Below are 23,791 nucleotides of genomic sequence, written 5' to 3' on the forward strand. Positions count from 1 at the left end.
CGCTTCATGGAACATTCCAGGGCGGTATGAGCGCCTTCCGAGGCACGTCCAGGGTGGGGATGGCAACACACCGCCACCCGCGCAGGGCCCCGGGGCTCGTCAGACCCGGAGCCCGCCGTCGGCCAACAGGGGCAGGGAGAAGTGGAAGGTGGAGCCGTTTCCCTGCTCACTGTCCACCCAGATGCTCCCGCCGTGGCGCTCGATGATGTCGTGGCAGATGTAGAGCCCCAGGCCCAGCCCTCCGAAGCCTGAGATGGGAGCATTCCGGGCGCGGAAGAAGCGCTCGAAGAGGTGCGCCGTCTGGTCCGCCGGAATGCCGATGCCCGAGTCCTTGACGGACACGACGGCCCGGGCTCCCTCGCGCCGCGCCGTGACGCGGACCGTGCCTCCGCCGGGGCTGTACTTGAAGGCGTTCTCCACCAGGTTCATCAGCACCTGGGAGAGCCGGCTCCGGTCTCCGAGGATGACGAGGGGCTCGCCGGGCTCCTCGTATTCGAGCGCATGCAGGGCGCTGAGGGAGCGGAAGTCCGACACCGCCTCATGGAGGAAGCTCCCAAGGGAGATGCGCTCGCGCGCGAGCTCGAGCCTTCCAGCCTGGATTCGCGAGGCGTCCAGCAGGTCGTTGACCAGCACCGCCAGCCGGGAGACCTGGGACAGCGCCTTGTGCACGTGGCGTGGTGCCACGGGGCGGCCGGAGCGCGCCTGCCCCTCCATCATCTGCAGGTGGAGCTTGAGCGGGGTCAGCGGCGTCTTCAGCTCGTGGGCGGCGATGGACAGGAAGTCCTCCCGGACGCGGATGGCCTCCTGGGCTTCGCGCAGCAGGCGCTCGCGCTCGGCCTGGGCGCGGACCGCCATTGTCACGTCCCGGTAGCTCCAGACGCGGCCGATGACGCTGTCTCCCGAGCGCATGGGGAGCGACTTGCGCTCGAGGGTCCTCCCGTCCTTCAGCTCGACGGTGTCGACGTCCTCCTCGGGAGAGGGCTGGAACCGCCGTAGGATGAGGGTGACGAACCGCTCCGGGTCCTTCACCAGCGGGGCCGCGCGCACGACCGCCTTCTCGGCGTCCCGCTCCTCCAACATCGCATCCGTGAGCCCCCAGATTTCCTGGAACCGCTTGTTGAAGGCGGTGATTCTCCGGGCCAGGTCCACCACGACGACGCCGTCAGCTATCGAGTCGAACGTGGCGCGCAGCAGCGAGCTCTTCTCTTCGAGATGCTCCCTCGCCTGGCGCTCCTCGGCGGCATCCGCCAGGACGTCTTGCGGCGCCTGGCCGGACGGAGGCCTCGCGGGTTCGGCCACGCGGAGGCAGGCACAGGCTCCCAGTTGGACGCCGGCCTCCCCGAAGACGGGGACCACCACGGCGCTCAGCCGCTGCCCCTGTCCGCTGCCCTCACAGAGCCCTTCCCTGCCCGTGAGCGCCGCGTCGAGGGCCCGGGTGAGCCAGGGGAGGCTCCCGAGGGCCTCCCCCACGCGGTGACCGATGGGGGCGCTGTCCTGCCATCCGGCGGCGAGGGCCAGCAGCGCGTCAATCCAGACAATCCGCGCGTGGCTGTCGACCACCAGCGTGGCGTGGAGACTGGCCCCCACCTGGAGCAGCCGCTCGACAGCGGAGGACGCGGGGGCGACCGACTGCCAGGCAGGGCCCTCTCGCCCTCCGCTTGCCTCGCCCTTCATCCCAGGACCTCCTCCCGGTGCGACAGGACAGCCTGCTCACCGTGAAACATGCGACGCACCGGAGCGACGTGAAAGGCTTGGTCGCCCGGGTGTTGCGTCAGCCGTCCGACGGAGGTCCCTCGCACGGGAGCTGGACGATGAAGGTGGTCCCGACGCCGAGGGCGCTCTCCACACGAATGGTGCCGCCCAGCGCGGTGAGGATTTCCCGCACCAGGTGCAGCCCCAGGCCGAGGCCGCCATAGGCACGCACCGACACGGCCCGCTCGAAGCGCTCGAAGATGTGGGGGAGCTTGTCGGGGGCGATACCGATGCCCTCGTCCCGGACGCACACCGACGCGGTGCCATGGTCGACGCCGGCCGAGACGTGGATGGGCTTGCCAGCGCCGAACTTGAGGGCGTTGGAGAGCAGGTTGAGCAGCACCTGTCCCAGCCGATGGGCGTCCCACTGCCCGACGACGGGGCCTTCGACCTGGACGTCCAGGAAGCAGTCCGCACGGGCCAGGGGCTCGCGCAGCCGCTCCGCGACGCGGTGGAGGACGGCCTCCAGGTCCACGCGCTTCAGGTCCATGTCCAGCCGGCCCGCATGGATGCGCGAGACATCCAGCAGCTCCTCGATGAGGGTGGCGAGCTTGAGCGATTGGCTGTCGACGGTGCGCATGGCGCGCAGGGCCGGCTCCGGCAGGCCCTGGGGGACGTGGCGCAGCAACGACTGGACCATCAGCCGCAGGGAGGTCAGGGGCGTGTTGAGCTCATGGGAGGCCACACTGAGGAACTCGTCGCGAAGGCGGACGGCCTCCTGGGAGGCGCGGTAGAGGCGGGCGTTGTCGATGCAGACGGCGGCGCGGCGGGCCAGCTCCTTCGCAAGCTCCAGGTCCGCCTCGCTGTAGGCGCGTCTGGGGACCTCCGCGATGAGGGTGATGACCCCGAGCGTCCTGCCGCGCGCGATGAGGGGCACGTGCATGGCCGCCCTCGGTCCCAGCGCCTGCATCTTCTCGATGTACTCAGGGCCGTGGCCGACGTCGGCCAGGAGGGTGTGGGTGAACTCGGGCCGCAGCACGGGGTGGCCCGTCCGCAACGCGCGGACGAGGCCGGGCGGCGAGTTCCAGTCGACCGGGTACCGCTCCTGCATCGCGCGGAGCGTGGCTTCCTTCTCCGGATTCGCGTGGGCGACGGGGAGCGCGCGGATGCGGTCCCCGTCCTCGACGAGGGTGAACATGCACCAGTCGGCCAGGAAGGGCACCACCATGCGGGTGGCCTTCGCCAGCGTCTGCTCCACGTCCAGCGACTCGGCCAGGGCGAGGCCGGAGTCGGCCAGGAAGCGCACGGCGGCCTCGGCCCGGCCGCGCTCCTGGACCTCCACCTTGAGCTGCTCGAAGAGCTGGCTGTTCTCCAGGGAGATGGCGAGCTGGGACGAGAGCGCGCGCAGCACGCCGACGCGCTCGGGGGTGAAGGCCCGGGTGGCGAGGTCGTTCTCCAGGTAGAGCACGCCCACCGTCCGGGCCTGACGCTGGATGGGGACGGCGAGGGCGGACTTGATGGAGCGGCGGACGACACAGGGGTCCATGACGAAGCGGCCCTGGTGGGCGGCGTCGCCGAGGACGAGCGTCTCTCCCGTCGCATAGGCATGCTGCACCACCGAGCCGGGGACGGTGTCCGCGGAGGCCAACGGGAGGTGCTCCAGGCTGACGGGCTCGGAGACGTCGCCCAGCGCGCGCACCACGAGGGCCCCCGACTCATTCAGCACCAGCGCGCCCCGCGTCGCACCGGCGGCCTCCAGGCACACCGCCATCAGCTTCTCCAGCAGGCGGTCCAGCACCACCTCGCTCACCAGCGTCTCCGACGCCTTCAAGAGGCTGAGCAGGTCCAGCGAGGCACCGGGCGCCGCGCCCGCCACCGCCGCGGAAGCGGGCTCGCTCCAGGCGCGTCCGCCCGTGGGCTTGAGGTTGGGGAACTCCTCCTCCAGCAGGGTGACCTTGGCCCAGGCGCCCCAGCGCGCGAAGGCCTCCAGGGCGGTGCGCAGGTGGAGCGCGGCGAAGCGCTCCCGGCCCAGCGAGTGGAAGAAGCGCCCCGCGGCCTCGTTCGCCATGGCCTCGTCCTGGAGGAAGCCCTCGACATGGGCGCCGTCGATGGCGGCGTCATAGAGGGCCATGGCGTCCAGATGCCGGCCCTCGAGGCGCGCGACCTCGGCGGCGACGAGCTGGTGCTTGTGGCGGAAGTTCTCCGGGCAGTGCTCCACCCACCCGCCGAGCTGCCGCTGGTTGGCGGCGATGCGGGCCAGGGCCTCCTCCCGCGCCTCGAGGGTGTCGCTCCTCCGGGCCGCCAGCGCCAGCGAGCTCACGAAGTTGAAGTCCACCACGCGGTAGGAGCCCTGGGTGTAGGCCGCGTACTGCTCCGCCTGCCGCGACACCCTCACCGCCTCGTCGAAGTCGCCCAGCACGTACGCGACCAGGATCCGCAGCGTCGCGAGGCTGAAGCGATACAGGGGCGCCAGCCGGCCCGAGTCGAGCACGGCCTGCTCGTCGAAGTCGTCGTCGTCGAAGCGCGCGGGCCGGCGGGTGTGGCCCCGGAGGGCGCGGATGGCCTGGCGGAAGAAGACCACCGAGTCCCGCAGGGACATCACACCGGACTTGCGGGAGAAGGCCAGGCAGCCGTCCACCGTGCCGAGCACTCGGCCCAGCTCGGTGCCCATGGAGAACTCGGTGCTCACGCTGATGGAGAGCGTGAAGCCTCCGAACTGCAGGTCGCCACCGGCGATTCCCGCCGCGAGGCCGCGGCGCGCCAGGGGCATGGTGGTGCGCAGCGGCGACCTCCAGTGGTTGATTTGAAGCAGGGAGATGATGGCCCGGCATTCCTGGCGGGGGTCTGCCTGCCGCCGGGCCAGCTCCACCGCCATGGTGGCGAAGGCGTGGCCGTTCACGACGTCCCCCTCGCGCACGGACAGCATCATGGCGTAGCACCCGTACACCACGGGCGCCCAGGGCGAGTTGCCGTGCCTCAGCGTGAGGTTGAGGGCGCGCGTGTTGATGAGGGCGAAGAGGACCGGGTCCAGGAAGAAGGCCGAGTTGTCCAGCTCGGACAGCAGCCGCACGCGGGCGAGCTGCTCGGGGTCTTCCATCCGCGGCGCGTCCAGCAGCTCCGCCGCGGAGCGCCCCCGCAGGTTCGCCGGCACCTCGGCCAGCTCGACCGCGAGCGCGGACGAGAAGTCCCGCTCCGGCACCTCCATACCCAGCAGTCGGAGCCCCTCGCGCCCCCACTGGAGCCCCTCCGCGTACTTGCCCTTCAGGGTGTGGGCGAGGACCTGCAGGCAGTACAGGCCCACCTTCTCCAGACAGGAGGGCGCGTGCTCCAGGGCCGTCCGCACCAGCTCCCCGGCCAGTCCCGGGTCGCTGGAGAAATAGGCGCACTCCGCCGCTTCCGCGTGCAGGTGGAAGACCTGCTCGCGACGCTGGGGCCAGAGTGCCCGGGGCAGCAGCGAGATGCCGCGCAGCAGGTACACCAGCGCGGCGCCGAAGGCCGAGGCGGACTTGGCCTTGAGGCCCGCCCGGTAGTTGAGCTCGACCAGCTCCAGTCCCTCCACCTCGCCGCCCGGCCGCTCCACGCCCAGGTGCAGGTGGTCCACCACCGCGAAGAGCCGCTCGTCGAGCACCTCCGGGGAGGCGCCCCGCAGCAGCTGACGCCCCGCCTCGTGGTGGAGGTGCCGCCGCTCGTCCTCGGAGAGCATCGAGTACGCCGCCTGTCGGACCCGGTCGTGCGCGAAGCGGTACGTGGCCTCCTGCTCCGAGGGCGCCCCTGCCCCGGCGCCGTCGGCGCGAGGAGGCCGCGCCCCCTCCTTCTCCGGGAGGAGCAGTCCTTCGCGCAGCAGGCTCCAGAGCGCGGAGGCCGCCTCACCTTCGGCTCCTCCCACCAGCGCGGACAGGAGCCACAGCTCCACGCGGTCTCCCAGGCACGCGGCGACCTTCAAGGCCCGCTGGGCCCGCTCTGGAAGCCGGCGGATGGTGGCCAGCATCAGCTCCACCACGTTCTCCATGGCCTCCACCTGCTCGATGCGGGAGAGGTCCCACCGCCATGCGCCGCTGTCGAGGTCGAAGGCCAGCAGGCCGGACAGGTGGAGCAGCCGGAGGAAGCGGGTGATGAAGAGGGGGTTGCCGGCTGTCTTGCGCAGCACGAGCTCCGCGAGCGGGCCGGCGCGCTCGACCCCGCAACGGAAGGTGTCCGCGCACAGCGCGGTGACGGCGGGCAGGTCCAGCGGAGCAAGCTCGAGGGCGCCGAAGGGCATGGCCTCGGCCTCGCGAAGCGCCTCAATCCACCGGGTGAGCGGATGGTCCGGGCCCACCGCCCGGGGCCGGTAGGCGCCCACGAGCAGGACGTGGCGCGAGTCCGGGTCCATGGCCAGGGACTGCAGGAGCTGGAGCGAGCCCGAGTCGGCCCACTGCAGGTCGTCCAGGAACAGCACCAGCACGTGCTCGGCGGACGCGAGCGTCTGGACGAAGGACTGGAACATGAGGAGGAGACGTGCCGACGTCCCCACCGGCTCCAGCTTGAGGGGTGCCGGCTGCGGGCCCAGCAGCTCCTCCAGCTCCGGCACGATGTCGCTGATGACACGGCTGTTGTCGCCCAGCGCCTTCAGGAGCCGGTGACGCCAGCCCTGGCGCACGAAAGGAGGCTGCTCGCGCAGGCCCCGGACGAAGCCCCGGAAGGCCTCGACGAAGGCGGCATAGGGCACGTTGCCCTGGAGCTGGTTGAACTTCCCACCGAGGACGAGGTCTCGAGGCTCGGCATGGCGCTGAAGCTGCTGGACGAGCGCGGACTTGCCGATGCCGGCATCGCCCACCAGCAGCACCCCCTCGCTGGCGCCCCGGCGCACCCGCTCCAGGGCCTCGCGCAGCCGCGTCTGCTCTCGCTCACGGCCGTAGAGCCGGTCCGGGAAGGTGAGCTGCCGGGCCAGGTCCACGCGGCCCAGCTCGAATGAGCCCATGGTGCCCGACGCCTGCCGCCGCCGCGCCTCCAGCAGGTCCGCGAGGAGTGCCTCGGCGCTCTGGTAGCGCTCCTCCGGCATCTTCGCCAGGAGCTTCAGGACGACGTCGGACAGCAGCTTGGGGACGGCGGGGTTGGCGAAGGCGGGAGGCACGGGCGGCTTCGCCAGGTGGGCGTGCACCAGCTCCGCCGGGTCCATGGAGACGAAGGGCGGCAGGCCGGTGAGCAGCTCGTAGAAGGTGGCGCCCAGCGAGTAGAGGTCGGCGCGGTGGTCGATGGGGCGATTCATCCGCCCGGTCTGCTCGGGAGCGACATAGGGCAGGGCCCACTGCAGCTCCCCGGGCAGTCCCTCATCGGGCGCGACACCGGCCACCTGGGTGGCGAGGTCGAAGTCGATGACGGTGACGTGCCGGCTGCCAGCGCCCACCACCATGTTGGTGGGGTTGAGGTCGCGGTGGATGACGTGCTGCTGGTGAAGGCTGGCGATGATGCCGGCGAGCTGGAGTGCCAGCTCAAGGAAGGCGTCCATGGTGACGGGCCGACGGCCCAGCCACTCCTGGAGGTTCTGGGGGCCCGCATCCTCCAGGATGAGGGCGGGCAGGTGCGCCTCGTCCTCCCTCAGGGCCAGGGCCCGGGTGACGCCGGGCACCTCGTCATGCAGGCTGCGCAGCAGGGAGTACTCATGGCGCAGCATGGCCTTGCTGCCACTGGCGAGGGGACCGGAGCGCACCTGCTTGACGACCAGGGGCTCGCCGTCCTGCTTCCAGCCCCGCAGCACGACGTAGCGGCGCCCGCGATAGATTTCCCGAAGTCCCTCTTCGCCCAGCGCCTGCGCCATCCGCGCGACCCTCTGTGGAGAGGAGTCATAAACTTTTGGATGACGCAGCCCGGGAGCACGACACAAGCCGCCAGGCGAGGAGGGCGAGCCCTCCTGCCTCCGCCCGCTGTGGGGGCCGCCCGCGAATGGGCTCAGAGCCAGCGGCGGGTGTGCTGGGCGTAGCGTTGGTAGCGCTCGCCGAACTTCCCTCTCAGCATGGCCTCCTCGAAGGTGATGTACCAACGGTCGGAGATGATGACGAAGGCCACCGCCAGCAACATCGCCGGGAGCGTCCCCAGGAAGAGGGAGAGCCCCAGCAGCGCGACGGAGAAGCCGAGGTACATCGGGTTGCGTGTGAACCGGAACACGCCGTCCGTGACGAGGTGGTCGGGCTCGCTGAAGGTGTAGATGTTGGTGCGCGCGCGAGCGAACTGCTTGCGCGCAACAATGGCAATGGCGAGGCCCAGGGCCAGCAGCGGCAAGCCGAGCCAGTGGAAGGGCGACGGCACCAGCTCCGGCCCGGAGAGAAAGGTGTCGAAGGCCACCATCAGTCCGGCGAGAATCAACGTGAGCTGCGGAGGAAGGAGTCTTTGCATGGCGGGTCACCGTGGGAGTCGTTCGAAGCCCGGAAGTGTAGGAACCGCGCTCGACGCCAGAAACTCGCGTTCGCCCCGGGCGGAGAAGCAGCCAGAGCCCCCTCGGAAGGAGCCGCGCCAGGGGCGCTCGAAGCAGATGGTCGACGTCATCCTGGAAGCGGCGGCTCGCGTTTTCGACCGCCAGGGCTACCAGGAGGCCACCACCAACCGCATCGCCGAGACAGCCGGCGTCAGCGTCGGCTCGGTGTACCAGTACTTCCCGAACAAGGACGCCCTCCTGACGGCCCTGCACGAGCGACACCTCCTGCGGATGCAGGCCATCGTCGACCGGGCACTCGACGCGACACACGGCCGGACGCTGCGCGAGGCCATCGAGGGAATCGTCGCGGCGGTGCTCCAGGCCCACCGGGAGGAGCCGCGCCTGCAGCGCGTGCTGCACGTGGAGTTCCCCTACTTCGAGCGGCCGGCCAGCGTCAGCACGTCCGCGAGACACCTCTTCGAGCGCTCCAGGGCCTTGCTGAGCGAGCACCGCGAGCGGCTCGGCCGGGACGACCTCGACCTGGCGACGTACATGGTGCTGAAGCTGGTCGAGTCGCTGGTGCACACGGCGGTGCTCGAGCCTCCCGCCGCAGGCGAGAAGGCGCTCGAAGCCGCCATCGCCGACGCCGTCGAGGGCTACCTCGTCCTGCGGCGCTGAGGGCGGCGGCTCCGGGCGAGAAGGGCCGCCTCCGACGGCCGTACGCCCTGGCGAAAGTGCGCCAGGGGCCCGCCCGGATTCCTACCGGGCCACGCGCTCCGCGGGTGACACCTGGGACACGGTGCCGTTGTCGACGATGAGGGTGAGGGTCGCCGGCTCGCTCGCGTTGCCTGACGTGTCGAACGCCGTGGCAGTCACGGTGTGTCGCCCGTCGGGCACCCGCTTCGAGTCCCAGCCCAGGAGAAAGGGTGGCCGGCTGCTGCTCCCGACACCCTGGCCGTCCACCTGGTAGAGCACGGAGGCCACCGCGACGTTGTCCAAGGCACTGACGTTGAAGCGGACAGTCCCACTCACCGTGGCCTCCTGTAGCGGAGACGCGAAGGTGACGGTGGGGGGCACGAGCTCGTTGTCCACCGTCACCACGACGGAGGCCTCCCCCACGTTGTCCTGGGCGTCATGGGCGAGCACCCGCAGCGTATAGGTCCCGTTCGGCTCTGCCCCCGTGGTCCACCACACGGTGGACGAGGCCGTGTTGCTGGCCGTCCCTACCAGACGGCTCCCAGCGTAGAACTCGAGCTTCGTCACGCCGACGTTGTCCGAGGCGGAGGCGGTAATGGCGACGTTGCCTCGCACGGTGGTTCCCGTGAGCGGCGCGGCGATGGACACCTGCGGCGGCGTCAGGTCGTTGTCGACGGTGACGGTGACATCCGCGGTGCCCACGTTGCCGGCGGCGTCGTAGGTGCGGAGGTACAGTGTGTGCAGCCCGTTCGTCGTAGTGCGCGTGTTCCAGCTGAAGGTGTAGGGCGTGGAGGTGTCGGTGCCCAGCAGCTCCGCGCCATCGTAGAACTCCACCTTCGTCACCCCCACGTTGTCGGTGGCCGTGGCGGCGATGGAGACGAAGTCGCGGAGCACCGCACCCGGGAGCGGTGACGTCAGGGACGCGGTGGGAGGCGTGAGGTCCGGGGGCGCGCCGACGGTGAACACCAGGTCATCGTGGTCGGTGTAGGGGCCACTCATGCAGGGCCCGGACGCACGGTCGCCGAAGCGGAACCGGCCTCGGATGGCCTGGGAGCCGGCCTGCGAGGGCAGTGTGTAGGTCGCTGAGAGCACCTTGGAGCCCGCCTGGGTCGGCAGCACGGTGCCGATGAAGACCCAGACGGGACTGGTGGCACTGGCGCTGTAGTAGAGGTCCAGCTCGTTTCCTACGACGCCCTCCCGGACCCACGCCGTGGCCTCAATCTTCACCACCTTGTTCCCCGTGAAGGGCTGGCCATCCAGCGTGGAGACCCGCAGCCGGTCCAGCGACTCGGTCACGTGATAGGCCCCGAAGGTGCCATCCGCGCAGGTGCCGCCCAGGGTGTTGGGCTGGTTGAGCTCGGGACCGAGCTGCGCGCGGCCGTCGAGCAGGGACGCCGAATCGCAGGAGGCGGCCGGGGTGGCGCACCGGGGCACCTTGAGCGCGCTGTCGTAGACGGCCGTGGCGAGGATGGGGCCGCTGGTGACGGTCAGCGTCACCGTGGCCACGTTGGATTCGAACGTGCCGTCGCTCGCCGTGTACGTGAACGCGTCCGGGCCCGTGTAGCCACTCCCCGGGCTATAGGTCAGGTTCGGCAGCGTACCGGAGAGCGTGCCGCGAGTCGGGAAGGTCTTCAGCGTGTAGGTCAGCGCGTCGCCGTCCGGGTCCGAGGCCGACAGCGCCACCGCCACCGGGGTTCCCACCCCTGTCGCGACGGACATGGCGCTGCTCACCGGCGCGTCGCTCACCGGCATCACCGTCACGGAGACGGTGGCCAGGGCGGCGCTCACACCATCCGAGGCCTGGTAGACGAATGAGTCGTTGCCGAAGAAGTTGGCCGCCGGCTTGTACGTCAGCTGCGGCGCCGTACCGGACAGCGTGCCCCAGGCGGGAGGCGTCGGCACGGTGTACGTGACGGCCCGGCCCTCGGTGCTCTGCGCCGAGAGCTTCACCGCCACCGATGCATCCTCGGCCGTGATGACGGACAGGGCCTGGGCCCGCACCGTGCTCTTGCCGAGCGCCACCACGCGCCCGCCCGTGACTCCACCCACCGTGATGGACAGCAGGTAGTGGCCCGCCGGAAGAACGGGCGCGGCGGTGCCCAGCGAGGTGCCCGAGAAGTGGGTCGTGGAAAGCCGGGTGATGGCGCCACCTCCCACGGGCATGAGGTGCACCCTCGGGAAATCGGTGGGCGAAGCCCCGAAACGGCCATGGCTGCCTTCGGAGATGCCGCGGAGGCGGAGGCCACTCACGGTGAAGGCCGCGCCCTGCTCGACGAAGGCGGGCAGGTTCACGACGGAACGCCACCCATCACTGGCCCCCTCCGGGTCGAAGTACACGGCCGTGGACGTGGGCGTGCCGCTGCTCCCCGTACCGCCCAGGATGAGCACCTTGCCCGAGGGCAGCAGCGTCGCCGTGTGGCCATACAGGCCCGCCGACAGCACCGCGTCACTCGTCGTCCAGGAGTTCGTCGCGGGGACGTACAGCTCCAGCGACGCAAGCGGCGTGCCCGCCGCGTCCTGGCGGCCTCCGCTCACCAGCACGTTGCCCGACAGCAGCAGCGTCGCCGTGGCCAGGTCCCGCGCAACGGGCAGGCTCCCCGCGGAGCTCCAGGTGCCGGAGTTGGAGTCGTACTGCTCCGCCGAGGCGAGGAACGTCCCCGCCCCATTGCGCCCTCCGACCACCAGCACCCGACCGTTGGCCAGCAGCGTCCCCGCATGGCCCACGCGCGCCATCGCCAGGCTGCCCGTGGCGGTCCAGGTCTCCGTCGCCGGGTCGTACAGCTCCGCCGAGGCGAGGACGAGCGAGCCGCGGCTGCCTCCAACGACCAGCACCTTGCCCGAGGGCAGCAGCACCGACAGGTGACTGTCCCGGGGCGTGCCCAGGGAGCCCGTGGAGCGCCAGGACCCGGTCGCCGGGTTGTACACCTCCGCCGAGGCCAGGGTGTTGCCCGTGGCATCCACGCCGCCGGCCACCAGCACCCGGCCGTCAGGCAGGCGCGTGGCCGTGTGCCGCGCGCGCTGCACGACCAGAGAGCCCGTGGACTGATAGACGAAGGCGGACTGGAACAGCTGCGCCGGGCCGTACATCAGACCGGTGGGATGAACCCCCCCGGCCATCAACACGCGGCCATCGAGCAGCAGCGTCGCCGTGTGGCCGCTGCGCTGGGAGGGCCCCGAGCTCGCGTGGCCCGTCTGCCCAGAGGACGGCGTGAATTCCTCCGCGAGGAGGTGCTCCCCCGCGGCGAGGAGCCCGCCCAGGCTCAGCACATCGCCATTTGGCAACAGCGTCGCCGTGGCGCGGGTACGGGGGATGCCCAGGCCTCCCGCGAAGACGCGGACCGCGGTGGTCGGGTGATACACCTCCGCGTTCGCGCTGATGGAGTTGCCGCCGAGGACCAGCGCCCGCCCGTCCGCCAGCAGCGTCCCCATGGCCACCTGCCGCGCCTGGACCAGCGGACTGGAGGCGGTCCACGTCCCCGAGTTGAAGTCGTACAGCTCGGAGGTGGCGAGCGGAAGGCTGTTGGCGCCGTAGCCGGCCGCCATCAGCACCTTGCCATTGGAGAGCAGCACGGTCGCCGGGAAGGCCCGGGGCGACGTCATGGCCCCCGTCATGGCCCAGAGGCCCGTGGCGGGGTCGTACAGCTCCGCGCTGGCGTGCGCGCTGTCCTGAGCGCTGAACCCGCCAGCCAGCAGGACCTTGCCGTTGGGCAGCAGCGTCCCCGAAGGAGACCGCCGAAGCACCAGGGGGCTCCCCGTGGACGCCCACGTCCCCGTGGCCGGGTCGTACAGCTCGGCCGTGGCGCTGAGGCTGGTGGAGACGGCATAGCCACCGGCCACCAGCACCTTGCCGTCGCGCAGCAGCACCGCCACATGCTGGCGATGGGGCGTGGGGAGGTTGGCCGTGAAGGACCAGGTGCCCGTGGTGGGGTCGTACAGCTCCGCGGTGCTCTGAGCGCTGGAAGACTGGCCCCCAGCGACCAGCACCTTGCCCGATTGCAGCAAGGTCGCGGTGTGGTGGTGGCGGTCGGCGGACATCGCGCTCGCGGGAGACCAGACCCCCGTGGAGGGGTCGTACAGGTCCTCGCCCTCGGACACGCCGGAGCCGGAGTAGCCACCGGCCACCAGCACCTTGCCCGAAGGCAGCAGGGTCGCCGTATGGCGGGAGCGAGGGGCGCGCATGGTCCCCGCCGAGGACCAGCCTCCCCACGACGGGTCATACAGCTCAGTGGAGGACTGGAAGGTGCCATCGCCCGCGAGGCCGCCTGTGACGAGGACCTTGCCGCTGGGCAGCAGCGTCATCGTGTTCGTTGAGCGCCCCATCGACATGGAGCCGGTGGAGGACCAACCCGGGTCGACCACCACCGGCCCCGTCAGGCCTTCCAGGTCCAGTTCCGTCTGCACGGTGAGGATGCGGTCCGTGAGCGCGTACCGCGCGAGCTGCCCGCCGCCTCCCGCCACGGCCACCACGCCGCGCAGCAGGGCCGGTCCCTGGCGCGTGCGTCCCTGGCCGTCGCGCGCGACGACATGGTGCATCCGCAGCACCGGACGCGCCTCGGCGTCGAGGAACTCGAGGTAGTCGTGCGCGTCGCGGACCGAGACGATGCCGTCCGGCACGGTGACTTCATAGCGGGCGTGGTGCTGCCGCTGGCCCTCGGGCAGGACGAAGTATTCCTCCACGCGGTGGGTGACCCAGCGCCCCTCACGGGATTCGGGCTGGCCGCCCACGGGCGCCCACAGGTGGCCCGGGCCGTACCAGGCTGCATCCGCCGTGGCTCGCCTCTCGGCCCCCCTGCCCTCTTCACGCAGGGCCCGCACCTGGAAGACGTGCCCCCGGGTGGTGAGCTCCAGTGCGTCGTCCTCCGTGGCGGGCAGCTTCACGTGCAGTGCCGCGCCCTCGTGGATGGGCGCCGCCGGCTCGAATCCGGCTTGGGCCTCGAAGAACTCGGGGAAGGACTCCTGGACGCGAGCCAGCGCGGCATCCTCTTCGGACGCTGACGCCTTCACGGCACTGGGAGCGGCCCGGCGCTCCAGCCGCGCCAGGGACGCGTGGCCTGGGTTCGGCTGCCGCTCGAAGTCGAGCGAGCGCCCCACCTGGACCCATCCTCCCGTGTCAGCCAGAGGGCCCGCACTGCGCCTGGTCGCCGGTGCGGGAGTCACGTCCTGACAAGCGGACAGAACCAGGGTTGCAACGAAAAGAGCTCTCAGCCAGATGCGCGCCATGCCGTCCCCGCGAAATTTTCCAACCCCAGACGCCTGATATTCCAATCGCCTGACGCGAGGAAATGAGTTCCTGGCTACCCTGGGTCGGCCAGGCAGTGGCACGAGTCCGGAGGGCCCCAGCTCTGCGACCGTGAGTGGAATTCGCATGGCGCTCAGTTGGCGAGAGCCCCAGCGAATGATGGGGTCGGCAACGCGGATGCTACGCCGGCCATCCACTCCTGGACGGTGGCGCTACCGGTTCCGGCGGCCCCATCATCACCAGCCATGGACGAACTGCTGGCCCTGCTCGAGCGCTACGCTCCCGGCTACGGCGGTCAAATCGAGGGCTACCCGGACGTGCTCGTGGACGAGTTGGAGGAGGTCTTCGGCCGTCCGCTCCCGAACGTCTACCGGACCTTCGCCCAGGTAATGGGGACGCGAGGAGGGCCGCTCCTGGCATCTGTGCGCTCCTTCGACCCCATCCTCGATGTCGCCGAGCTCTACCGCCTCGCTCCCAAGGGAGAACTGCCACCAAGGCGGTTTCTCTTCATCTTCGGAGACCCCGACCCGCTGGCCCCCCATCATTACTGGCTCGACCTGGAGTCCCCTTCCGAGGAAGGAGACTGTCAGGTGGTGCGAATGCCCTTCGGTGCGGACTCCTGGAAGACGAAGCTGCACCGGGAGGCACTCAGCCTCCAGGAGCTGCTCTTCCTCTGGGCGATGGAGCACGTCCACCTGCTCACCCTCCCTCATCAGGCCAGCTACCTGCGCGGAGAGGGACGCACGACTCCCAGTGCCGAGTACCTCGCGCGCCTCCTCGAGAAGATGGGCTTCGTCCGACTCCCCTACCCCCGATACAGCATGCTCTTCGAGCGGAAGGGGGCGGCGGCACGGCTGTACCGCCCTCCCGACAGCCCCCACTTCACCCTCAGGGTGGGCATGCGCAGTCCCGAGGAGCTGAAGCATTTCCAGGTGCTCCTCGAGGACAACACGGACCTGGGGAAGTCCCCGTTCTGATTTTCGAGCCCGCGTAGCCCCTAGCGGGTTGTCCCTCCCAACGCCTCGCCCCAGCCCCTCGCCACTCCGGGTATCGCCCTCTTGCCGTCGCGCACGCGCGCGGCACCGGCGTGGTGCGAGACCTCCTGCGTGTCCCTACCGCCAGGCGCCCTGGTGACCCACGCGCGCCGCCGTGGACCGGCCCGGCCACGCACCCGGGGCATTCTTGAGACCTGAATCACCTTTCAACATCATCGCCCTCCACTTCGGCACGCCGTGCGCGCCAGGGGAGAAGCCATGCGGGAGACACAGGCCTGGGTCCTTCATCGCGGGGAGCGGCAGCGGGAGGGGCAGACCGTCCCCGGCGCGCTGGTGGAAGAGGCCTTCTCCTTCGCGGACCCCGGCCCGGACGACGTGCTGGCGGAGCCCGTCTACGGCTGCTGGGAGGGCAACATGGGCCACGCCCTGCAGCGCGTCCCCGTGGACGTCTGCCGGCTGCGCCGCGAGGACAAGGTGGTCCTCGGCAACGCAGGCGTGGTGCGCGTGGTGGAGACGGGCAGCGCCGTCACCCGGGTCCGTCCCGGGGACCACTGCCTGGTGTTCTGCAATGCCGAGGCGGATGAGCATGGCTACCCGCTCAAGGTGCTGGCCTACGACGCCAGCCGCACCATGGGCCTGCTGGCCCGGCGGACCCTGCTGCCCCAGCACGTCCTCATCCCCATTCCCGCCAACAGCCGTCACTCGCTGAGGCAGTGGGCGGCCTTCTCCCTCCGGTACATCACCGCCTGGTCCAACTGGCGGCTCGCCTGGGGATGCTTCCGCCTGCAGGTCAGTGAGTCGGACTGCCCGGTGCCCTTCGTGGTGGGCTGGGGCGGCGGCGTGTCCTATGCGCAGCTCCGGCTGGCCCGCTACGCCGGATGCCGGGTCGCCATGGTCGCCTCACAGGAGGAGCGGCTGCGGCACCTGGAGTCCGTGGGCATCATCCCGTTGGACCGGCGCGAGTTCCCGGACCTGAACCTCGACCCGGCCCGCTACGCCTCGGACGCCGCGTACCGGCAGCGCTACGCGCAGTCGGAGAAGCAGTTCCTGGCGCGGGTGAAGGAGGCGGGCCGGGGCCAGGACGTCTCCATCTTCCTGGACCACATCGGCGGCCCACTCCTCCAGGCCAGCCTCAAGGCGCTGGGCCGGGAAGGCGTCATCACCTCCGCCGGGTGGAAGCTGGGCGCGGACCTCATGGACGTCTCGCGCTCCACCGAGTGCACGAAGCGCCACCAGCACATCAACACCCACTACGCGCGCTTCTCCGAGGCCGTGGCGGCGGTGGGCTTCGCCGAGGAAGCGGGCTGGCTGCCCCCGGTGGACGGGGAGCGCGTCTACGCCTGGGACGAGGTGCCCCAGCTGGCGCGCGAGGTCGAGGAAGGGCGCGTCGCGTCCTACTTCCCCCTCTACCAGGTCAACCCCGAGCAGTGAGCCCGAGGCACACCATGACGGAGAGCACGGTGGACGCGCTCGGCACCGCGCGGCAGAAGTTCAAGCACCAGTCCCAGGCGTTCGGCTTCACGCGGGTGCTCCTGGTGGACCTCATCACCATGGCCTTCTCGCTGACGCCCGCGCTGGTGGCGTGGGCGGCCTTCGCCCTCTTCCTGCGCTGGAGCTGGGACCGGGCGGCCTTCCCGCTCTGGGTGCTGCTGGCGCCGGGAGTCCTGGCGGCGGCGTTCCTGGCGGCGTGCTGGCTCGTCCGCCTGTGCATCCCGAGGATGAGGCCGGGCACGTACAAGATGGAGATGTCCCGGGACTACCTGGCCTGGTTCATGACGCTGTGCCTGGGCCACTCGGTGCGCATCTCCGGGCTCCAGCCGTTCTTCTTCTCCTTCTACGTCACCAAGTACCTCTACTGGCGGGCGATGGGGGCGCGCATCGCCTACGGGGTGAACTCCTCCATCTTCGCGGTGCTGGCGGACTACCCGCTGCTGACCATCGGCAAGGGCTGCACGATGGGCGCGAACGTCCTCGTCATCGGCCACATGTTCCTGGGGGACAAGGTGATGTTGGGGCCGGTGGACATCGGCGACAACGTCTTCCTGGCGGCCGGCGCCATGGTGGGCCCGCGCACGACCATCGGCTCGCGAAGCTGGATTGGCATGCAGAACAAGCTCCTGAAGGACTCCCTGCCCGAGGGCTCGAGGCTGGAGAACTTCGAGTGGGAGCACTTCAACCCGGCCCGCCGCGCGGAGGCACAGCCCGCCGCACCCCGCCCCGAGGAACACCCGTCATGAAAGTCCTGGAGCCGCGCCTGGGCATCCAGGTGCTGGGGCATGGCCGTTCCCTGCCGGGAGAGCGGCCCGTGTCCAACGCGGAGCTGCTCGCGCTGGACCCCGAGCAACAGGGCCGCCCACCCGAGTTCCTGGAGGCATTGGGCCGGCGAGTGGCGGCACGGCTGGGCTTCAGTCAGCGCTACCTGGCGCGGCTGCCCGCTTCCGACGGAGCACCCCCGCACGAGGACGAGGAGACGAGCGAGTCCCTGGCCCTGGCGGCCGTGAGGCACGCCCTCGGTGGACGGAGCGGCATCGACGTGGAGGCCCTCATCCACGGGACGACGACGACGAGCCGGTACACGGGCTCACAGGCCGCGGCCATCCTGGGACGGCTGGAGAGCCACGCCTCCGCGTGGGAAGTCAAAGCGGGCTGCTCCACCTCGCTGGCCAGCCTGCACCTGGCGGTGTCTCTGCTGGGGAGCGGCTACGACAACGTGCTGGTGAGCTGCGCGGAGACGCTCTCCAAGGTGATGAACCCGGCGATGAAGGAGACCTGGTTCATCCTCGCGGATGGTGGCGCGGCCGTGTGGCTGAAGCGCGAGCCCGTCTCCCCCGACTTCGAGGTCCGCCGGTGCCTCTACGCCACGGATGGAACCCTGGTGGACCTGTACACGACGCCGGGGCGCCTGCCGCCGGACAGGGCCACGCTGGAGGCGGGCGGCTACTGCATGGTCGGAGACGGCACGCGGCTCCGGCAGGAGGCCCTGCAACGCTACCTGGAGATGCTGGGAGCGATGTTCCCGGGCGGCCGGGGCCTGAGGGGCATCCGGTGGGTGGTGGCCCATCAAATCAACCGGAAGCTCGTCGAGCAGGTCTGCGAGGTGGGCGGACTGAGCGCGAGCCTCGTCTGGAGCGCGGAGCGCGTTGGCAACGTGGGCGGCACCTCCGTCCTGTTCTCGCTGTCCGAGGCACTGGAGCAGGGCCTGTTCGCGCCAGGGGACGGGGTGCTGCTGATGAGTGTGGGCGGCGGCCTGTCCTTCGCGATGCAGCACTGGGTGAAGCGCTGAAAGGTGGGTGAGGCATGGACCTGGTCGAACGCATTGGCAACGCACTGCGCGCCGCGGGCATGGAGGAGCTGCCCGCCAGCACGTCCGAGGCACTGTCCGCGTATGGAATGGACAGCCTGATGATGGTGCTCTCCGTGGCGGCCCTGGAGAAGGAGTTCTCGCTCCGCATCTCCGGCCGCGACTTCTCGGAGGCGGCCTTCCAGAGCCTCGCCTCCCTGGCCTTCTGGCTGCGGAAGCTGGGCGCGTCATGAGGGTGCTCATCACCGGGGGCAACTCGGACATCGGGCGCGCCATCGCCCGCCGTCGGCTGGCCCTGGGGGACGAGGTCTTCGTGACAGCCTCGTCGGCGGAGTCACTGGCCGCGACGCTGGCCCGCTACCGCGCGGAGGGGCTGGAGGCACGGGGCCTGGTGCTGGACCTGTCGGCTCCGGCTGGCGCCGAAGCGGCGCTCGCGGAGTTGCTGGCGCAGGGGCTCCAGGGTCTGGTGCTGAATGCCTGGACACGGCGGCCTCCGCTCCACCGCTTCCACGAGCTGCCCCAGGAGGCGCTGGAGGCGGACGTCACCGCGAACCTGATGGGCAACCTCTGGCTGTTGCGCCGGGTGCTGCCGTCGATGGTGGAGGCGCGGTGGGGACGCATCGTCTTCATCTCCAGCGTCTCCACCGTCAACGGCACGGGGCGGTACGGCGCCTATGTCCTGTGCAAGTCCGCGCTGGAGGGGCTGGTGCGCAACCTGGCGGTGGACTACGGCGACTTCAACGTCCTCTCCAACACGGTGCGGCTGGGCATCTTCACGACGGAGCGGACGAAGAAGTACTGGTCGAAGCCCCGCTACGTGGAGCGGATGAGCGGCGTCATTCCCCAGGGAAAGCTGGGCGCGCCCGAGCACGTGGGCGAGGCGCTCGACCCGCTGCTGTCCGCGCACCAGTACATCAACGGCGCGGTGCTGGACGTCACCGGTGGGCTGCCGATGTTCCGGCTGGAAGGAGTGTTGCGGACATGAGCTTCCTGAGACCCACGGAGCCGGTGTACCTGCTGGGGCCCCGCTCCTGGCTGCCCGAGCGCATCATGACCAACCAGGACGTGCTCGACTGGATGGGCACCCGCGCGCGGCCGAGCTGGATTACGCACCGCACGGGAGTGGAACAGCGGCACTGGGTGGAGGACGGACAGGCGTGCAGCGATGTCGCGGCCGCGGCGGCCCTGCGCCTGCTGGAAGATGGCCGCATCGACCGGAAGCGCATTGCCCAGGTGTTGCTGGCCACCGTCTCCGGCGACTTCCCCACTCCGCCCACCTCGCCGCTGATTCTGCCCCGGCTGGGGTTGGACCGCGTCGGAGTGCTGGACTTGAGCGCCGCGTGCGCCGGCTTCACCAGCGCGGTGCACGTGGGGGCGGCGCTCGCGTCGTCCACGGGCAGCGACCAGCTGGTCATCGCCGCGGACATCCGCTCCAAGTTCCTCAACCGCGAGGACCTGGCGACCACGGCCCTGTTCGGAGACGGGGGCGCGAGCTGCCTCGTCTCCCAGCGCCCCGAGGGGGCGGACTTCCAGCTCGTGGCGAGCGAGCTTGCGGCGGACGCGACCATGGCGGACATCATCGCCATCCGGGCGGGAGGCTCGCGGCTGCCACACCACCTGAACGATGACCCCGCCAAGGTCTTCCTGAAGATGGAGCACGGGGCCACGCTGTTCATGAAGGGCGTGGACAACATGACCGCGGGCGCGGCCTCGCTCCTGCGGCGCATGGAGCTGACCGTGGCGGACGTGGACTGGATTGTTCCCCATCAGGCCAACCTGCACCTGATGCGGGCGGTGACGGAGAAGCTGGGCGCGGACCCGGCCCGGGTGGTGGAGACGGTGCGGTTCACCGGCAACACCTCGGGGGCCAGCGTGGGCATCGCGCTCGCGCACCTCAAGGAGCGCCTGCCGCTGAAGCCGGGACAGCGCGTCCTGCTCGTCTCCGCCGGGGCGGGCGGCGCCTCGGCCTGCGCGCTGCTGCACAGCCTGTAGCCACCATGGACACGCCCATGAGCACCGCGCACGCCTTCACCCGGACCGACGCCACGGTGGCCCTCACGCTCGGCGGCGAGTCCTGCTCGTTCGGAGCCCTGCGGGACGAGGTCGAGGCACACAAGCGCCGCCTCGGAGCCCTGCCACCCGGCATCGCCATCCTCCGAGCCCACCGGAGCCGGGAGTTCATCGCCAGCTTCCTCGCGCTCTACGAGGAGGGAGTCCCGCAGGCCGTGTTCGCGCCGGAGTGGACCGTCGCGGAGCTGGAGGTGCGGCGACGGGGCCTGGGCTGCTGCTTCGAGCTGGACGAGGCCCTCTCCGTCACGTGGCGGAGCGAGTCCGAGGCGCCACGGCACCACCCTGACACGGCGCTGGTGCTGTTCACCTCCGGCAGCACGGGAGCGCCGCGCGCCGTGCAGCTCTCCCGGAGGAACATCGAGGCGAATGTGGCCGCCGTGCGGGCCTCGCTGGACTTCGACTCCGCGCCGGCCCAGACGCTGGTCCTTCCGCTCTCATACTCCTTCGGGCTGCTGGGCCAGCTCCTTCCCGCGCTGGCGGCGGGTCTTCCCACCGCGCTGCTCGGCAACCTGGTGGAGCTCAAGGCGCTGCTCGACGAAGGGCAGCTGGTGGGAATGCTCAGTGGAGTCCCCTCGCACCATGAGACGCTCCTGCGCCTGCTGGGAGACGGGCCGCCGCGCACCCAGGGAGTCACCCACGTCGTCTCCGCGGGCGCGGCACTGAGCCTGTCCCTCCGACAGCGGTTGCTGCGGGCCTTTCCCTCCAGTCGCGTCTACACCAACTATGGCCAGACGGAGCTGTCACCGCGGGTGCTGTGTCTGCGCAGCGACCACCCCGCCTTCCTGAGCAATGCCACCGGCTTTCCCGTGGGCAACCTCGCCGTGAAGCTCACCGCCGAGGGCGAGCTCTGTGTGCGTGGGGACCAGCTGATGCTGGGCTACCTCGGCGCTCCCGAGGCCACGCGCGAGAAGGTGGAGGACGGCTGGCTGCGCACCGGAGATTTAGCGGAGCTGCGGCCGGATGGGCTGGTGACGCTGCTGGGCCGCAATGACGACCTGCTCAAGGTCGGCGGCGAGCGCTTGAGCCCGTTCGAGATTGAAGCGGCCCTGCGCGAGCTGCCCGGCGTGGAGGACGCCGCGGTATGGGGCCGGGAGGATCCGCTCTACGGCACCATGCTCACGGCCTTCCTCCAGCTCCGGCCCGGGGCCCCCTGCCCGCCCAGACGCGAGCTGCGGCAGGCACTGCGAGACAGGCTGTCCACGCACAAGGTGCCCACCGACTTCTACCGGGTGGAGCAGCTCCCACGGACGGCGAACGGGAAGCTGCAGCGCGCCCGCCTGGGAGAGGCTCTGCTCCCGGAGCTGCGCATCGGCTGAGCAGCCGGGTCACTGTCAGGCAGGGGCGACGCGTCTTCTCCGAGGGCGCCCCACGAGCGACACCACGCCCCACCACACAGCAGCCCAGAAGACAGCCACGGCGGCCCACCCGAGCAACGAGGGCGCTTCCCATCCCCCAGATTCCGCCCGTCCAAAGACGGGGAGGCCCAGTGCTCGCAAAGCCATGAGCGGCAGGTAGACCGAGCCGGCCACAACGGGAGCAACGGCAGCTGGGGGAAAGGCCGTCGCGAGAAACTGCAGCGTCAGCAACGAGCCCCACAGGACCAGGCGCAGTCGCATCGTTCCAGAGCCTCCGACATCCAATGTCATGAGTGAAGGAGTGGCCTGCCAGGGGTCTACTTCTTCGTATCGAACTGGGACCACAACATCAGGTCACCCGCCTGCACGGGCGTGAGGAGTCGCTGGTTCAAGATGTAGCTGGCGCTGTCCGGGCGGACCACCGAGCTGGTGATGAACTGCTCAGGCACCGAGCGCTGCGAGATGGCTTCATACGTGACAACGGTGCCTTCGGGCATGTCCACGGCCGCGACGACCGCGGGAACCAGGTTCCAGCCCCTCCGGACGTCGGCCTCCTTCTTCTTCAACCACGCGTAGCCGCCCACACCGAGCACGAGCGTGGTGACGAGGAAGCTGATCACGCCACCAGTGAGCACTCCGACAAGGAAACCACTGCCCCGCTGGGACGGCCTGGAGTCGTTCATGGTGGCGGGTACGGTATCCGGTCCGGGACGGAGCATGCCAACGGTGCACGGAGGGGGCTGCTTCCGGGCAGAAAACAAGCAATAAGGGCTGGACCTGAATACCCCGGAGGCACCATGAGGAAGTCCAGGTCGGCCGTACTCGCGCTGCTCATCACCCTCGCACTCATCCCCGCGATGGCCACGGCGGGCCAGAGTGCCTCCACCCGCTGGGCGGCGAGCCGGGGCGACTTCCTCGCCTGGCAACTCAGCGGCGTGAGCCGCGCGGCGGATGGCTCTCTCCAGCTCCTCCCGGGTCAGGCCTGGTCCGGCACCGACCCGTACGGGCCGGGCGGCTACTACGGGGGCACCTATTACAACGGCGGCTCGTTCGTTCAGGGTGAGGCCACCAGCCCCATCATCAGCAGCGCATTCGGCTTCCGCGAGGCCATCGCCTCCTGGGAGGCCACCACGCCCACGGGCACCTGGGTGGAGACCCTCATCCGCGTGCAGGTGAGTGGCACGTGGACGAAGTGGTTCAGCCTTGGCGTCTGGGCCTCGGGCACCTCGCCGGTGCGGCGTCACTCGGCGGACTCCCAGACGGACACCGTGGCGCGAGTCTCCATCGACACGCTGCTCGTCACCGCCAAGAAAGCAGCCGCGAGCGCCTGGCAGGTGAAGACGCGCCTGTTCAGCGTGGATGGCGTGGCCACCCCCACCCTGCACGCCAGCGCGCTCACCACCTCCACCTCGCCGGAGTCCAGGCCTACCGTCCCGGCCGGAAACCCCGCCCGCTGGAACAACGTGCTCGCGGTGCCGCGGTGCTCGCAGATGGTCTACCCGGACGGCGGCGAGGTCTGGTGCAGCCCCACCTCCACGGCCATGGTGCTGAAGTACTGGGCGGGGGACACCAGCGGCTGCGAGCCGGGCGTGCGGGCGGCCGTCAGCGGCGTCCATGACTGGTACTACGGTGGGCACGGCAACTGGCCGTTCAACACGGCGTACGCGGCCACCCTGGGCTTCCAGGCCCATGTGGCGCGCTTCACGAGCTTCGCCCAGCTGGAGCCCTGGCTCTCCGCCGGAGTGCCGGCCATCCTCAGCGTGGCGTGGGGCAAGGGGGAGCTGACCGGCGCGCCCATCCCCTCCACCGCGGGCCACCTCCTCGTGCTCGCGGGCTTCGACGCAGCCGGCAATCCCGTGGTGAACGACCCGGCGGGCGCCAGCGACACCGCCGTGCGGCGGACCTACCTCCGCTCGGAGCTGGAGCCGCTGTGGCTCTCTCGCTCCGGAGGCACCGCCTACCTCATCTACCCACGGGGGTGGACGGTGCCCGCGTTGTAGTGACGCCCTGTCGCCTGCCTCCGGCCTGTCGCTGGAGGCAGGCGGGGACACGCGC

At 70.5% G+C, this 23,791-nt stretch carries 15 protein-coding genes; 10 read left to right on the forward strand and 5 right to left on the reverse strand.

Translation table 11 applies throughout. The features are described 5' to 3' along the window. Window positions 1–99: 99 nt before the first annotated feature. The 3 genes from G4D85_RS37825 to G4D85_RS37835 form a co-directional block, all read right to left on the reverse strand. Window positions 100–1,674 carry a sensor histidine kinase gene (locus G4D85_RS37825; protein WP_164018975.1) on the reverse strand — a complete coding sequence of 525 codons (1,575 nt, stop codon included), beginning with the start codon at window positions 1,672–1,674 and terminating at the stop codon, window positions 100–102. 97 nt (window positions 1,675–1,771) lie between these two features. Further along, a complete protein-coding gene (locus G4D85_RS37830; protein ID WP_164018976.1) occupies window positions 1,772–7,486 on the reverse strand; it encodes a sensor histidine kinase in 5,715 nt (1,904 codons plus the stop codon). 131 nt (window positions 7,487–7,617) lie between these two features. Next, window positions 7,618–8,061 carry a methyltransferase family protein gene (locus tag G4D85_RS37835; protein ID WP_164018977.1) on the reverse strand — a complete coding sequence of 148 codons (444 nt, stop codon included), beginning with the start codon at window positions 8,059–8,061 and terminating at the stop codon, window positions 7,618–7,620. A gap of 136 nt (window positions 8,062–8,197) precedes the next feature. Between G4D85_RS37835 and G4D85_RS37840 the strand changes: the two genes are divergently transcribed. Next, complete coding sequence (locus G4D85_RS37840; protein WP_164018978.1) at window positions 8,198–8,758, forward strand: TetR/AcrR family transcriptional regulator; 561 nt, start codon at window positions 8,198–8,200, stop codon at window positions 8,756–8,758. 81 nt (window positions 8,759–8,839) lie between these two features. On the opposite strand, the gene G4D85_RS37845 is transcribed toward G4D85_RS37840, so the two are convergent. After that, window positions 8,840–13,867: an Ig-like domain-containing protein gene (locus G4D85_RS37845; RefSeq protein WP_164018979.1), complete on the reverse strand. Its 5,028-nt coding sequence runs from the start codon at window positions 13,865–13,867 to the stop codon at window positions 8,840–8,842. A gap of 393 nt (window positions 13,868–14,260) precedes the next feature. Here G4D85_RS37845 and G4D85_RS49925 point away from each other — a divergent pair, with 393 nt between their 5' ends. The 8 genes from G4D85_RS49925 (at window position 14,261) to G4D85_RS37885 (ending at window position 21,697) form a co-directional block, all read left to right on the forward strand. Further along, window positions 14,261–14,992 carry an SMI1/KNR4 family protein gene (locus G4D85_RS49925; protein WP_240359734.1) on the forward strand — a complete coding sequence of 244 codons (732 nt, stop codon included), beginning with the start codon at window positions 14,261–14,263 and terminating at the stop codon, window positions 14,990–14,992. A gap of 276 nt (window positions 14,993–15,268) precedes the next feature. Beyond that, complete coding sequence (locus G4D85_RS37855) at window positions 15,269–16,441, forward strand: MDR/zinc-dependent alcohol dehydrogenase-like family protein (RefSeq protein ID WP_164018980.1); 1,173 nt, start codon at window positions 15,269–15,271, stop codon at window positions 16,439–16,441. Window positions 16,442–16,455: 14 nt separating this feature from the next. Then, on the forward strand, window positions 16,456–17,247 hold the full coding sequence (locus tag G4D85_RS37860; protein WP_164018981.1) for a hypothetical protein: 792 nt from the start codon (window positions 16,456–16,458) through the stop codon (window positions 17,245–17,247). Next, window positions 17,244–18,293, forward strand: a complete 1,050-nt coding sequence (locus tag G4D85_RS37865) for a 3-oxoacyl-ACP synthase III family protein (protein WP_164018982.1) — start codon at window positions 17,244–17,246, stop codon at window positions 18,291–18,293. The genes G4D85_RS37860 and G4D85_RS37865 overlap by 4 nt, the downstream gene beginning before the upstream one ends. Window positions 18,294–18,307: 14 nt before the next feature. Further along, window positions 18,308–18,544 (forward strand): acyl carrier protein, encoded by a 237-nt coding sequence (locus tag G4D85_RS37870; RefSeq protein ID WP_164018983.1) that lies wholly within the window; start codon window positions 18,308–18,310, stop codon window positions 18,542–18,544. Then, window positions 18,541–19,296, forward strand: a complete 756-nt coding sequence (locus tag G4D85_RS37875; protein WP_164018984.1) for an SDR family NAD(P)-dependent oxidoreductase — start codon at window positions 18,541–18,543, stop codon at window positions 19,294–19,296. Before G4D85_RS37870 ends, G4D85_RS37875 begins: the two co-directional genes overlap by 4 nt. Then, window positions 19,293–20,303, forward strand: a complete 1,011-nt coding sequence (locus tag G4D85_RS37880; RefSeq protein WP_164018985.1) for a 3-oxoacyl-ACP synthase III family protein — start codon at window positions 19,293–19,295, stop codon at window positions 20,301–20,303. The genes G4D85_RS37875 and G4D85_RS37880 overlap by 4 nt, the downstream gene beginning before the upstream one ends. Window positions 20,304–20,320: 17 nt before the next feature. Further along, entirely contained in the window at window positions 20,321–21,697 is a 1,377-nt protein-coding gene (locus G4D85_RS37885) for a class I adenylate-forming enzyme family protein (RefSeq protein ID WP_205525880.1), read from the forward strand. 356 nt (window positions 21,698–22,053) lie between these two features. Here G4D85_RS37885 and G4D85_RS37890 read toward each other — a convergent pair whose 3' ends face one another. Beyond that, entirely contained in the window at window positions 22,054–22,356 is a 303-nt protein-coding gene (locus tag G4D85_RS37890; protein ID WP_240359735.1) for an SAF domain-containing protein, read from the reverse strand. A 177-nt stretch (window positions 22,357–22,533) separates the two neighbouring features. Here G4D85_RS37890 and G4D85_RS37895 point away from each other — a divergent pair, with 177 nt between their 5' ends. Continuing rightward, window positions 22,534–23,736: a C39 family peptidase gene (locus tag G4D85_RS37895; RefSeq protein ID WP_164018987.1), complete on the forward strand. Its 1,203-nt coding sequence runs from the start codon at window positions 22,534–22,536 to the stop codon at window positions 23,734–23,736. Window positions 23,737–23,791: the final 55 nt, after the last annotated feature.

This window comes from Pyxidicoccus trucidator (genome assembly GCF_010894435.1).
GTDB lineage: Bacteria > Myxococcota > Myxococcia > Myxococcales > Myxococcaceae > Myxococcus > Myxococcus trucidator.

What these genes read in the sequence shown, in the direction of transcription:
- G4D85_RS37895 (WP_164018987.1), top strand. Translation starts at nt 22,534, where the DNA reads ATGAGGAAGTCCAGGTCGGCCGTACTCGCGCTGCTCATCACCCTCGCA.
- G4D85_RS37885 (WP_205525880.1), top strand. Translation starts at nt 20,321, where the DNA reads ATGAGCACCGCGCACGCCTTCACCCGGACCGACGCCACGGTGGCCCTC.
- G4D85_RS37825 (WP_164018975.1), bottom strand. Translation starts at nt 1,674, where the DNA reads ATGAAGGGCGAGGCAAGCGGAGGGCGAGAGGGCCCTGCCTGGCAGTCG.
- G4D85_RS37840 (WP_164018978.1), top strand. Translation starts at nt 8,198, where the DNA reads ATGGTCGACGTCATCCTGGAAGCGGCGGCTCGCGTTTTCGACCGCCAG.
- G4D85_RS37875 (WP_164018984.1), top strand. Translation starts at nt 18,541, where the DNA reads ATGAGGGTGCTCATCACCGGGGGCAACTCGGACATCGGGCGCGCCATC.
- G4D85_RS37865 (WP_164018982.1), top strand. Translation starts at nt 17,244, where the DNA reads ATGAAAGTCCTGGAGCCGCGCCTGGGCATCCAGGTGCTGGGGCATGGC.
- G4D85_RS37870 (WP_164018983.1), top strand. Translation starts at nt 18,308, where the DNA reads ATGGACCTGGTCGAACGCATTGGCAACGCACTGCGCGCCGCGGGCATG.
- G4D85_RS37855 (WP_164018980.1), top strand. Translation starts at nt 15,269, where the DNA reads ATGCGGGAGACACAGGCCTGGGTCCTTCATCGCGGGGAGCGGCAGCGG.
- G4D85_RS37830 (WP_164018976.1), bottom strand. Translation starts at nt 7,486, where the DNA reads ATGGCGCAGGCGCTGGGCGAAGAGGGACTTCGGGAAATCTATCGCGGG.
- G4D85_RS37880 (WP_164018985.1), top strand. Translation starts at nt 19,293, where the DNA reads ATGAGCTTCCTGAGACCCACGGAGCCGGTGTACCTGCTGGGGCCCCGC.
- G4D85_RS37835 (WP_164018977.1), bottom strand. Translation starts at nt 8,061, where the DNA reads ATGCAAAGACTCCTTCCTCCGCAGCTCACGTTGATTCTCGCCGGACTG.
- G4D85_RS37860 (WP_164018981.1), top strand. Translation starts at nt 16,456, where the DNA reads ATGACGGAGAGCACGGTGGACGCGCTCGGCACCGCGCGGCAGAAGTTC.
- G4D85_RS49925 (WP_240359734.1), top strand. Translation starts at nt 14,261, where the DNA reads ATGGACGAACTGCTGGCCCTGCTCGAGCGCTACGCTCCCGGCTACGGC.